Origin of the sequence: Gracilimonas sp., assembly GCF_031581265.1 — a bacterium.
Lineage (GTDB): Bacteria > Bacteroidota > Rhodothermia > Balneolales > Balneolaceae > Gracilimonas.
The window spans coordinates 1-12,027 of the sequence record NZ_JAVLBQ010000055.1; the positions used below are offsets into that span (position 1 = coordinate 1).

The 12,027-nt window shown below is 41.2% G+C and carries 10 protein-coding genes; 7 read left to right on the forward strand and 3 right to left on the reverse strand.

The features are described from left to right. The first annotated feature begins 60 nt into the window (after window positions 1-60). The 3 genes from RI561_RS13465 to RI561_RS13475 are packed head-to-tail and all read left to right on the forward strand — an operon-like array spanning window position 61 to window position 1,654. Window positions 61-570: a hypothetical protein gene (locus RI561_RS13465; RefSeq protein ID WP_395080766.1), complete on the forward strand. Its 510-nt coding sequence runs from the start codon at window positions 61-63 to the stop codon at window positions 568-570. A 14-nt stretch (window positions 571-584) separates the two neighbouring features. Then, window positions 585-986, forward strand: a complete 402-nt coding sequence (locus RI561_RS13470; protein WP_395080767.1) for a hypothetical protein — start codon at window positions 585-587, stop codon at window positions 984-986. Continuing rightward, entirely contained in the window at window positions 983-1,654 is a 672-nt protein-coding gene (locus RI561_RS13475; protein WP_395080768.1) for a BF3164 family lipoprotein, read from the forward strand. Before RI561_RS13470 ends, RI561_RS13475 begins: the two co-directional genes overlap by 4 nt. Before the next feature lie 122 nt (window positions 1,655-1,776). Here RI561_RS13475 and RI561_RS13480 read toward each other — a convergent pair whose 3' ends face one another. Then, window positions 1,777-4,188, reverse strand: coding sequence for an endonuclease MutS2 (locus RI561_RS13480; protein ID WP_395080769.1), 2,412 nt, complete (start codon window positions 4,186-4,188; stop codon window positions 1,777-1,779). A 517-nt stretch (window positions 4,189-4,705) separates the two neighbouring features. Here RI561_RS13480 and RI561_RS13485 point away from each other — a divergent pair. Then, a complete protein-coding gene (locus tag RI561_RS13485) occupies window positions 4,706-5,242 on the forward strand; it encodes an REP-associated tyrosine transposase (RefSeq protein ID WP_395080770.1) in 537 nt (178 codons plus the stop codon). 283 nt (window positions 5,243-5,525) lie between these two features. On the opposite strand, the gene RI561_RS13490 is transcribed toward RI561_RS13485, so the two are convergent. Further along, the gene (locus RI561_RS13490; protein WP_395080771.1) at window positions 5,526-7,523 is read right to left on the reverse strand and encodes a TonB-dependent receptor plug domain-containing protein; all 1,998 of its coding nucleotides are present in this window, start codon (window positions 7,521-7,523) and stop codon (window positions 5,526-5,528) included. A gap of 189 nt (window positions 7,524-7,712) precedes the next feature. Between RI561_RS13490 and RI561_RS13495 the strand changes: the two genes are divergently transcribed. The 3 genes from RI561_RS13495 to RI561_RS13505 all read left to right on the forward strand — a co-directional run bounded on the left by RI561_RS13495 (window position 7,713) and on the right by RI561_RS13505 (window position 11,225). Then, window positions 7,713-8,498, forward strand: a complete 786-nt coding sequence (locus tag RI561_RS13495; protein WP_395080772.1) for a PhzF family phenazine biosynthesis protein — start codon at window positions 7,713-7,715, stop codon at window positions 8,496-8,498. Further along, window positions 8,491-9,303: a sulfite exporter TauE/SafE family protein gene (locus RI561_RS13500; protein WP_395080773.1), complete on the forward strand. Its 813-nt coding sequence runs from the start codon at window positions 8,491-8,493 to the stop codon at window positions 9,301-9,303. The genes RI561_RS13495 and RI561_RS13500 overlap by 8 nt, the downstream gene beginning before the upstream one ends. 455 nt (window positions 9,304-9,758) lie before the next feature. Beyond that, on the forward strand, window positions 9,759-11,225 hold the full coding sequence (locus RI561_RS13505; RefSeq protein WP_395080774.1) for a Gfo/Idh/MocA family protein: 1,467 nt from the start codon (window positions 9,759-9,761) through the stop codon (window positions 11,223-11,225). A gap of 1 nt (window position 11,226) precedes the next feature. On the opposite strand, the gene RI561_RS13510 is transcribed toward RI561_RS13505, so the two are convergent. Beyond that, window positions 11,227-11,628 (reverse strand): hypothetical protein, encoded by a 402-nt coding sequence (locus RI561_RS13510; protein ID WP_395080775.1) that lies wholly within the window; start codon window positions 11,626-11,628, stop codon window positions 11,227-11,229. Window positions 11,629-12,027: the final 399 nt, after the last annotated feature.

Below are 12,027 nucleotides of genomic sequence, written 5' to 3' on the forward strand. Positions count from 1 at the left end.
GTTAATGGCAGTAAGGCGATGTTGTCAGCGTCTTACTGTCAATAATATTATTCATTAAATATGAAGTATATCTTTTTTATCTCCATTATATTTGTTTCAAGTTCCTGCGAAAAAACTACAAAAGAAGAAAAAAAGTCATTTAAGAGCCAAATAATATTTATTGTAGGAAATGAAAACATCTCAAAATTTAATACAAATGTAGATTCGAGTAATTTTATTGGAAGATTTAATTTCATCTATTTTGTAGATGGGGGATGCGACTTGTGTTCATTAGATTTAAGTGAAGTTGAAAATCTGAGGAAATCACTATTTTCAGATTATATTGTTAAACCGATTGTAATTATATATGGAAATGTAAATATTTATACATTAAAACTAATAAAAGATAAGGATCTCTATAATTACTCCATCTATGCTCTAAATTATAATGATTACGATTCTTTGATGATCGATTTTAACCAAAATACTAATTCATTAATTGTTGATAAAAATGGAATGATTAAATATTCTGGAAATCCGCTTACAGAAAAAAATGACATGAATAGGTTATTAGAAATTTTAAAACAATAGATATTAAAAATAAAATGTATTTACTCTTTAAATCATCATTAAAAACGAACAAGTTTTTATTAGTAATAACTATAGCTTTGGTATCTATTTCTTGTACAAATGAAACAACGAAAATATCCTATGAGGCTGATAAATCTTTAGAGCCGAATAAGGTTAGTGTGGATGGGGGAGAAATTTTGTATCCTTCTGGGCTTGATGTATTGAATTCAAATTTATTGATAATTGACGGCAAGTTAGATAGTAGTAAATTTAAGTTTTTTGATTTAGAAAGCTTTGATTTAATTACTTCATTCGGAAAACAGGGAAGAGGACCTAAAGAGTTTAGTGATATAATTTTATCACCTGTGTCAACTACAGTTAATGACGAAGTACAGATCTTTGATTGGTCAAAAAATATATTGTCAGATATGATGTGAACAATGATGTTGAGCCTCTAAAATATTCAAAGTACGCTACATATATTTTACCTCCTCAATTGATGTTGTCGCAAAATGCAGCATTTATTAACGATACAACTATTATTTCAAGTGGCGGGTTAACCAAAGGGCTTGTTGCTTTCACAAATACAAACAGTGACAAAAGCGAATACATCAATCCCTTGAAATATGATTTGGAGGAGCTGAATGAAAAAGAAAAAGGATATTTGTTTGAAAGTGTTGTAGCCGTTAATGCAGACAAAAAATTAATAGCCATAGCACCAAGATTTGTGCCTGAACTGTTTATTATTAATTTTGATGGAGAATTGATATCAAGCTATGCGTTACCGGAAAATTTTGATCTGAATCAATTTGACGACATAGCAAATAAGAAAGGGATTTTCTATGGAGTAGCTGCTACGGATGAATATATATATGTTGCTCACGTCGGAAAAACGCTTAATGAAATGAGTGCAATTATTGAAGAGGAGGACTATAACGATGTCAACTTTACAAATTTGTATCTTTTTGACTGGGAAGGTGAATTTATAGAATCTTATCAACTACTGGGGGGGTCTTATCGGAGTATTTACGTTGATGAGGTAAACAACAGAGTATTTTCTTTAGATTTACTCACTTCAAGTATAGTTTACATTGAATTAGAGTAGTTTATCTCGTTCGCTGGTTCGTAAAGCATGCCGGAACCTCCGGTTCCAATAAGTTGAATTTGAGTTATAAACTTAGATAAAAGCCAATATAACCCGCAACCCGAACCACGCAACCCGAAACCCTAAGCAAGCTCCACAATTGTACACCCGGCGCCACCTCTTTCAATTGGAGCTGTTTCCGCGCTTTTTACATCATCACGGGTATTTAGGTACGACTGAATCTGGCTACGCAAAATCCCATCGCCTTTACCATGGACGATCTCAACCTGATTCATATTGCGGAATACAGCACGGTCAATATATCGAGTGACTTCATGAATGGCATCTTCAGTTCGGTATCCCCGAAGATCTATGGATGGTTTAACCATTTCGTTGGCTAAGTTACTGTCACCAACAATCATGGATGAACGTGCCCTTGCCTTCTTCTTTTCCTGTTTCTTCTCAACTTTAACCAGGTTCTTGTATTTGGTTTTGAGTCGCAATCCACCGGCCTGCACGACGGCATTTTTGCCATTGATCTCTACCAGTTCCCCTGTGGTATTTCCATCTTTGAACCGGACATCATCACCTTCTTTGGGAGGATCATCGGTGGTTTGCTCGCGATCTTCTTTTTTTTCCTCGATTTCTTGCAGTGAGCGATCAATTTCTTTCTTTTCCTCCTCCACATCTTTGCGGATTTCCTTGATCTCATCCTTATCCGCCTTGTTTTGTTCTACAATCTGTTGCACAGCTCGCTCCACCCGCTGATTGGCCGAATCCATTATGGCTTTTGCTTCCTTCAGCGCTTTCTCGCGGATTTTCTCCTTATCCTTTTCGATGGCCTGAATCTTATTCTCAAACTTCTTCCGCTCCGATTCTGCCTTTGCTTGCAGGGAAGTGTACTTCTCCTTGAGTTCTGCTGCTTGCTGCGACTTCGTCTCCAGCTCCGTAATCAGCGATTCCATTTTATTCTTGGCCTCACCCAAGATCACTTTTGCTCGCTTCAGTACATCTTGATCCAGCTCCATCCGCTGGGCAATTTCAAAAGCATAACTGCTGCCGGGAATGCCTTTTTTGAACTTATAGGTGGGAGAGAGAGTGGCCTGATCAAATTCCATGGAGCCGTTTACGGCCATTTCATGCTCATGGGCAAAGACTTTAAGTGAGCCGTGGTGCGTGGTAACAATCACTTTGCAATCCTGTTCCAGCATCCGTTCTATAAAGGATTGAAATAGCGCACCGCCTTCCTCGGGATCGGTTCCTGCGGCTGCTTCATCAATAAGGACCAAACTTCCGGAATCGAATTGCTTTACAGTTTCCCTCATCCACTGTAAGCGAGATGAGAACGTACTCAGGTCGTCTTCGATGGATTGATCATCGCCCATATCCACAAATAACCCGGAGAAAACAGGGATTTCGGAAGTGGGATCAGCAGGAACGCCAAAGCCGGATTGTATCATCAATGACAATAAGCCCACTGTTTTCATGGCTACCGATTTACCTCCTGCATTGGGACCGGTGATCATAAGGCAGCGTTCGTCTTCTTCCATTTTCATGAATAATGGAATGATTTTTTCCCGCTCTTCTTCTTTTCGAATACCCAAATTTTTTAGTCGCAGGATGGGGTTGTAGGCTTCTTTTACGCTGAGGTAATTCTTCTCGGCGATAATTGGGATGTGTCCATCAAGTTTTTGAGTGAGTTTAGCCTTAGCAGAAATCACATCAATTTCAGCAAGGTAGAGCGTGTTTTGATCAATGTAGTCCCGGTTTTTACGGACGTGTTTGGTCAGCTCTCGGAGAATTCGTTCAATTTCTCGCTGTTCCTCCGCCTCAAACTGCCGGATTTCATTGTTCATATTCAACGCCTCTACCGGCTCGATATATACCGTTTGTCCGCTGGATGAAACATCATGCACAAAGCCCTGCACTTTTCGTTTGAATTCAGCTTGGATTGGAATTACCATACGTCCGTTGCGGATAGTAGCTCCTTCATCGGAAGTCATGCCATCCTTGGATGCTTTGCTCATGGCCCTATTGATAGTTCCCCGGAGATCACTTTTCCGTTTATTGAGTTTACGGCGTATGGATTGCAGTTCCGAACTGGCATCATCCCGCAATTCCCCGTGCTCCGTTACTTTTTCCTTAATACTCTTTTCCAGCTCTTTCATCGGAATTAGTCCTTCCGATACTTTGGCAAGCTGAGGGTATTCTTCAGAACGTTGTTTCAGAAATTTCTTTACGTTTCGTGAGATGGAGCAGATTTTCAGGATATCGACAAAGGCAGGAAGCGGGATAAGGCTTCCTTCGGCTTTAGATACAGATAGGTAGTCTCTGACTTCAGGAAATTCCCGAAGGGGAAATGGATCGGGATCAGCATTAATCTCCAGCATTTCGGCTGTCTGTTGCGTCAGTAACTCGACTCGCTTACGGTCAGAGACCGGTTGCAAAGATTCGAGGAGTTCTTCCGACCGGATTGACTGGGTTAATTCAAGTGCAGCCTCCCGTATTTGTTCAAAGCCGAGTTTATCTAAAAGGGAATTGGGGTAGATTTTCATCTATAATATTTGAGTAAAAGTGCTGAAAAATCTGAATTTATTATGCTCTGAGGGAAAGTATTTTATTTAAAATCGGTTATCTCCAAGAGCTTCTAAGTTAGATGGTATTCCATTCTATTCATCAAAGACTTTGAGATCCTTCGCGTTCAACTACGAATCATTTTATGTTTATCAGGCGCTCAGGATGACATTCTTTTTTCTTACATCAGAGTTTGATTATTCAGTAAAGATAAAGGTAGGAGGGCTGGTTCCCAAGTTGAGATAAAATTCAAACTCCGGGTGCAAAATTTGAGCATGAAGCAGGAGCTTCTCGATTTGCGCTCCCAAACAGGAGTTTGGGGGCGAGTGCTTGTTAGTTACTTTTTTAGAGTCATATTATACTTTGTAAACCTAAAATCTCGTACCCAAGCTCCTGCTTGGGTACGTTCAATTCGAAGCTCCAGCTTCATAAACAAAAAATTCCTAAAAAAAGTGTAAGGAATTCCATTCTCATCGCTCTAACTAAGAAAAGCAAAAAATGGGAAGAAGCAGATATAAAATATACGAAGAGCACTACCCGTACTTCATAACCTCCGGTGTGGTCGATAGTATAGCTTTATTCAAAGACCCTGAGCTGGTTCAGTTAATTTTAGACGGCTTAATTTTTCTTCAAAAGAAAAGAGGTGTTGAGATAAATGCTTATGTAATTCTTGAAAATCATTTTCATTTGATAGCAAAAGGAGAGAATCTGGGTAAGCATATAAAAAACTTCAAATCGTTTATGGCTCATCAGGTTATTGAGGTCCTTAAGAAAAAGAAAGATTTATTGAGCCTTAATAAATTAAGACAAGCAAAAAGAGATCATAAAACAGAAAGTCAGTATCAGGTATGGGATGAAGGCTTTCATCCAAAGCAGTTATTTACATACGAGATGGTAGCTCAAAAATTGGATTACATTCATTTTAATCCGGTTAAAAGAGGGTATGTGGATCAGCCGAGCCATTGGCGTTATTCTTCAGTCCGGGATTATGAGGGTGAAACCGGATTGATTCCAATCACTATTTTTAACGGATAGTATTGAAGTTTGAAGCAGGAGCTTCGAATATTACGCTCCCAAACAGGAGTTTGGGAGCGAGTGCTAAATTTTGGGAGCGAGTACCGCTGGGTAAATATTATCTCGATGAAGTTTTGATCTCGTGACTTTCTATCGATTTCGCCACTCACTATTGTCCTCGATATTTACCTATCAAACTCGTTATCCCAACCAACCTCGTGCCCAAGCTCCTGCTTGGGCACGCCTGTTTCGAAGCTCCAGCTTCATACTAAAAAAACCGAGCACCTCAGATATCCAAAAAAAATTACAGGCTATACTTTACTCCACCCAATATCCATCTACCGGGCATAGGGGCTCCCAGAATTTCCTGATACTGAGTATCAGTAAGATTTAGAATTTGAGTGTAGAATTGGAATCGTTGTCCAAAGGGTTTGTATGCGACTTTGAGATTGGAAACAAAATATTGATCAGGGACATCGCCGCCGATTAAATCAGCTGATAGTTCTGAGCGAACATTAAACTTGGACTGGGATTGTAAGGACAACGCTCCGGTATTTAGTGACAAATCGAGGCTCACCTGATGGGAAGGGTGGTTTGCTATGTAGCGTGAAACCGTATTTTGGTCGCTGGTAGTTTTGATGTACGTATAGCCAACATTCGTTTTTAAATTGGTGGTTGATGTCAATTTGCTTGACAATCCGGAGATAAATTCAATCCCATACACATCACTTTCAGAGATGTTGGAAGCATAAAGGTACTCGGTATCATCTTGCAAATTATCAGCATTGGTGATGTTATCGGAATTGGTAGGTACGTAATCGATTAGGTTGGTTGAAGTGCGGTAAAAGAAAGTAGGAGAGAATCTTAAGTTGTTGGCGGGAGTCCAGTCAAAGCCAAAATCTGCAGTGGTGGATTCTTCCGGTAGCAGATCAGGGTTACCAATATTTCTGCCAGCGGTAAGATCTGGAATTTGATGTGAGATGTAGCGCTCGGTAAAATCTCCTTCACGGATGGCTCTTCCTATGGAAGTCCTGAAGTTAAGGGTACCTAAATCATAAGCAGCACTTATTTGGGGTAAAAAGGAGAAATCGCTAATGGGGTTGAATTGTAATCGTAAGCTTGAAGTCACACTCAGTCCAAAGTCATAATTCATGGTATGGATTCCATAAACTCCCCATGAGCTATTTTCATGATCGCCACGGTCGGTGCTTTCAATCTGTTTATTTAAAAACTGTCCGCCGATCATAAAGCGCATATAATTCAGCGATTCAGATATGGAAGTCAATTGACCGGAATTCAATTCATATTCATGGGAACCATTCAAAAAAAGGAGTCCTGTTTCGTGTTGGTTGGGAGGACCAAAAGCGGAGTTAAAATTGAAAACATCTTCAACATCACGATAGGAAGCATTTATTTCCGTGCGGTGTTCTTCGTTGTCATAAGTCAGGGTAGAAATAGCCCAGCGACTGTCGATTTGTTCGGTAGATTCATCATAAATACTGGCCGTATAAAAGTACCGGGCATTAAAATCTCTATTTTCGATACCTGAGCGAATGTACCAATTCCAGTTATCAGCAAAGTTGACCGCAAGGGCCGCTGAAAGATTCATAATATCAAAGTAGCTGTTGTAGGTTTCTGATGATGAAACACCTTCTAAAAAGCCGGGATTTGCAAATTGCTCTCCATCAGAATTTGCGGTGCGGAATGAAGTGCTGAAGCGGACATTCTTCTTGGCGATACCGGCAGATGCATCAATGATGCGGAGTGCATTTTCGCCGGCGGAAATATCCAGATTGGTTCGGGTATCAAGTTGGTCTGAAGCCTCGATCTCCTTCATCATATAGGTCTTCGTTTTGATGTGCACCACACCACCAACAGCATCAGCTCCAAAAGAACTGCTTGCCGGTCCGCGAATCAGTTCGATTTGTGCAATTTCAGAAAGGGAAACCGGAATATTGGTATTGAAGTGAGCTGTCAAAGGGTCATTCAACGGTGTATTATCTAACAGGAACAGAACTTGAGAAAAAGTACTTCCGCGTACACCAACATCAGCTTGTACACCAAATCCTGCACGACCATTAATGTTAATTCCCGGCAGGCTTCGGAGTAAATCGTCTACCGATTGCACAGGCATTTGCTGAATATCTGCCTGGGTGATTACAGACACATTTTTACCGCTTTCTGAAATATTGGTAGAAATTCTGGAGGCAGTTACTTCAATAGAATCGAGCTCGGCCGTAATTTGAGCTTTCGGAGTTTCCCATAACAATAGTATTAATAATACAGGTAATAGATATCTCATAGGTTTATTTGTGATGAATATAGAATAATTAGACGCCGCAAAGATAAGACAGTAGCAGGCGTTTATGCCAATTAGAATCTGAGCCCTTAGTTGTTCGCTTTAGTTTACATCATCCAAAAATGCCACTACCTTATTCTGAGCAAAATTGGTTTATTGAAATGTATAATTTGCAACCTATAATTAAGAAACATGCAATTACCCATCTACCAAGTTGATGCTTTCACTTCCGAACTTTTTTCAGGAAATCCTGCGGCCGTAGTTCCACTGGAAGAATGGATTACGGATGAACAAATGCAGAATATAGCCGCTGAAAATAATCTCTCTGAAACTGCCTTCTTTGTGAAAGAGGGGGAGAGCTATCGGCTCAGATGGTTTACCCCGACGGTAGAAGTAGATTTGTGTGGTCATGCCACCCTTGCCACGGCTCATGTTCTTTTTACAGAATTGGGATATGATCAGGATGAAATCGTATTTAAAACCCGCAGCGGCTTGCTCACAGTAAGCCGGGAAGAGGATAAGCTGATGATGAATTTTCCCGCTGATGACATGCCGCAGGCCGATGCCCCGGATGTACTATTCAGAGCCTTAGGTATCAAGAAAACATCAAAAACCTATAAAACAGACGACTGGATGGTATTGCTGGATACCGAGGAAGAGGTCGCCAATCTTCAACCCGACATGAACATGTTGAATGAAGTTCAGGCCAGAGGAATTATCGTTACCGCTCCGGGAGATGAAGTTGATTTTGTCTCTCGTTTTTTTGCGCCGCAATCGGGCGTTGATGAAGACCCGGTGACCGGCTCGGCTCACACCAAAAGCACACCGTACTGGAGTAAGCAATTAGGTGAAAAAGTTCTTTCCGCCCGACAAATATCCAAACGCGGTGGCAACTTAATTTGCCGTATGCAGGGAGATCGGGTAGAGATTTTGGGACATGCTGTCACCTATTTAAAAGGGGAGATCTCCATTGGGTGAACTGTTTATTTTACTCATTATTGGATTGGCCGCCGGGGTTTTAGCCGGGTTATTGGGGATTGGCGGAGGCATAATTTTTTCGCCCGTGCTCTTCTTTTTATTTGAAGGAGCCGGAGTTGAAAATCCCGTGATTTGGACCATCGCTTCAGCTTTATTCTGCACCTTTATTGCGGCTTCGGGCAGTATAGTTCGGCAGTATATGCAGGATAATATTTTTTGGAAGGAGGGTATTCAGCTCGGCGTGATGGGGGCTATTGGTATTTTTGTGGGTAAGCAAGTCTTAACGTCTTCTTATTATCAGGAAACCGAATTTGTGATCTTTTTCTCCATCATGCTGCTGTATGTGGCCTGGATGATGTTTCGTCGTGGAAAAGATACAGATAATGAATTTGGTCGGTCGTTTGACGATATGAATGCTGGAAGATCGTTTATGACGGGCGGCATAGGTGGTTTTGTGGCATCACTTGCCGGAGTTGGAGGGGGCGGAGTAATGGTTCCCATTATGAACTTATTCTATAAGCAGCCGTTCAGAAAAGCCGTAAGTGTCTCTCATTTGGGGATGATTATTATGGTTACTACCGGCTGGGGACAGCTTGCATTAGAACCCGGTGCTGTTTCAGGGCTGACAGAATTCCATATCGGATACGTAGATTTTGGTGCCGCACTTCCGCTTTCTTTAGGGGGATTGGTCGGTGGATTTGGAGGGGCGTACCTGAATCAAAAAATCAGTCGAAAATGGTTACAATGGGGATTTTCGGTTCTGGCAATTGCGATGGCCGGACGATTGATTTGGGGGATTTTATGAGTCGAAATTCCAATGACCAAATGTCAATTTCCAAAAAAGATAAACAGGTTTTCTTTACTCAAGTCATGATAAAAAAAGTCCTGTAAGGACGCTCGATTGAAGCCCTGGGTTTCAACCTAAGGTAGAGATAGGTTATGTAATGAAATCCCGCAGGGATGGTCCCAAAGGGTTATATGTGGGTCGTCCCGATGGGACTTTGTTGTAGGATTTCCATAACCCACGGATTAAAATCCGTGGCTACATTCGGTCATCCCTCCGTGATTTGAGATGAAAAGCAAATAGCTGAAGTCTGAAAGCTGACAGCTTCTCTACAAAAAAAATCATATCCTAAATAAAGTCCATTCGCAATTTCCATTTTTAAAATTGTCTGAATTATTGAATATTCCGAGACCTAAAAAAATTATAACGATTTATTGCCTTTATGTGCATAGTATCCAAAAAATTCCCCTTCCCCTATGAAAGACGATAAAAAAGATTCCCCTTCAATTACACGCAAATCATTTCTTAAAAAAAGTGCCATAGCTTCTTCTTTTTTCTTTGTCCCGAGGCATGTGTTGGGTGGGGTAGGCTATACAGCTCCCAGTGACCAGCTGAATATTGCTGCCATTGGAGCAGGCGGAAAAGGATTCAGTGATATACGCAATGCATCCGTAAATGGACGCGAGCGTGTGGCTGCTTTATGCGATGTGGATTTTTCAGGATCGGCCCAGCGAGCAGTAGAAGCATTTCCTGATGCAAAACAGTACAGTGACTACCGCGAGATGCTGGAAATGGAAACGGGTTTGGATGCCGTAACAATTTCTACCCCTGATCACAATCACGCCCCGGCAGCAAAATATGCTATGGAGCGAGGAATTCACGTATATGTTCAAAAACCGATTACCCATAATATCCGCGAGGCTCGCCTTTTGACGGAAATGGCACGAGAACAAAAAGTAGTGACACAAATGGGAAATCAGGGGGCTTCAAACCCATTGTTAGGCATGGTGCAGGATTGGATTGATTCAGGAGTTTTGGGAAAGATTTCAGAAGTAAATGTGTGGACCAACCGACCTGTATGGCCTCAAGGCATTGCCATGCCGGAGCCTGATCCAAGTCAGAAGCCGGATGCTTTAGATTGGAACCTGTGGCTGGGACCGGCTGAAGACCGACCCTACATTCCCAACTTGCATCCGTTTAACTGGAGAGGCTGGTGGGATTTTGGTACAGGTGCTTTAGGTGATGTAGGATGCCACCTGATTGATATTCCGTATCGAACGCTCGGACTTACCTACCCGACGGATGCTGAGTGTAGCGTAGGTACTATTTATTCCCAAATGTGGACTCCGGATTATCACCCGGAAGGATGTCCTGCTTCTTCGTTTATTACCATGAATTACGAAGCTACCGACAAGACGATGTCGCCCGTTAAAATGACGTGGAGTGATGGAGGCATCAAACCTTCTCGCCCTGATATTATTCCGGCAGATCAGGATATGGGAGGAAATAACAGCGCAAATGGAGTGTTGATTATTGGAGAAAATGGAGTGATTTCTACCAACATGAATGACAGTTCACCTTTGAGGCCAAAATTGTACCTGAATGACGGAACTACAGAATTTGGCCCCGAGACGGAAGACAATGACGAACCTGAATACGGACATCACAGAAAATGGATTGATGCTTGTAAAGCAGGTTTTGACAGTCCCGAGCACAAGGCACTCACTTCCTCATTTGATTACGCCGGTCCAATGACCGAATCTGTTTTAATGGGTAACCTAGCCATCCGAAGTTACATGCTGAGAAGGGAGAACGATAATGGCGGAATGAATTACTATGGCCGCAAGAAACTACTTTGGGATGGCGAAAATATGAAGATTACCAACCTCGAAGAAGCCAATCAGTTTGTGGGCCGAGTGTATCGTGAGGGATGGGAGGTTTGATTTAAGATTCACTCAAAGTGACAGTTTCCGGTCCTGATACTTTTTCTATATGACACTCACCACTTCTAAAGGTGTATTCTTCTTCAAATCCTAACTCACCTTTGGTGCCTTTAACTATAAATGTTTGTCCGGTTTCACTGATTTCCCCATGGAATCCGTCATGCATAATGATATACGAACCATCAGGGAACTCTTCACACAAGTATTCATCGCAGGGGACAATAGTATCGGTTTCTTTTTCGGTGATTTGAATTTCAACTCCCTCAGCAAGGTCTCCGGATGCATCAGTAACTTCTACAGTAATTTGGACGAACTCTTCGGTACATACAAGGCTATTATCATTTGTTGAACAGGATTGAAAAGCCAAGCCTGCAAGAAGTATAAAGAGAATTTTTTTAAACATGTCCGGAGTAGATTTTTGTTTGAAGATACAATGCCTAACGAAAATTAAGCCTCTGAAATTATGGAGATTAATAAGTTTTATTTCGAAAACCTTTGAAGGAATAAAAAAGTTATTCAGGATAAAGTGCAAATGGTTAAGCATCAATTGCTATTCGGTCACCCAACAACCATTATACTATTAACAAAAAACGATTCACGAAACTGAAAAACCTTGTTCATTATGTTCTAGGAGCCTGTCGGACTTAACCCATCGAATGAACTAAGAATTGACTTAGAAGATTAATCAAATTTTTGAGGGCCTATTTCGGTGGACTGCTACAATTAAAAAGGGTCTTATGAAGCAAACGAGTCAAAGCGGATCGTCTCTGAGTCGTTTAAGCAATATGTGATATAAGTTATG

What these genes read in the sequence shown, in the direction of transcription:
- RI561_RS13470 (WP_395080767.1), top strand. Translation starts at nt 585, where the DNA reads ATGTATTTACTCTTTAAATCATCATTAAAAACGAACAAGTTTTTATTA.
- RI561_RS13510 (WP_395080775.1), bottom strand. Translation starts at nt 11,628, where the DNA reads ATGTTTAAAAAAATTCTCTTTATACTTCTTGCAGGCTTGGCTTTTCAA.
- RI561_RS13505 (WP_395080774.1), top strand. Translation starts at nt 9,759, where the DNA reads ATGAAAGACGATAAAAAAGATTCCCCTTCAATTACACGCAAATCATTT.
- RI561_RS13480 (WP_395080769.1), bottom strand. Translation starts at nt 4,188, where the DNA reads ATGAAAATCTACCCCAATTCCCTTTTAGATAAACTCGGCTTTGAACAA.
- RI561_RS13490 (WP_395080771.1), bottom strand. Translation starts at nt 7,523, where the DNA reads ATGAGATATCTATTACCTGTATTATTAATACTATTGTTATGGGAAACT.
- RI561_RS13485 (WP_395080770.1), top strand. Translation starts at nt 4,706, where the DNA reads ATGGGAAGAAGCAGATATAAAATATACGAAGAGCACTACCCGTACTTC.
- RI561_RS13465 (WP_395080766.1), top strand. Translation starts at nt 61, where the DNA reads ATGAAGTATATCTTTTTTATCTCCATTATATTTGTTTCAAGTTCCTGC.
- RI561_RS13495 (WP_395080772.1), top strand. Translation starts at nt 7,713, where the DNA reads ATGCAATTACCCATCTACCAAGTTGATGCTTTCACTTCCGAACTTTTT.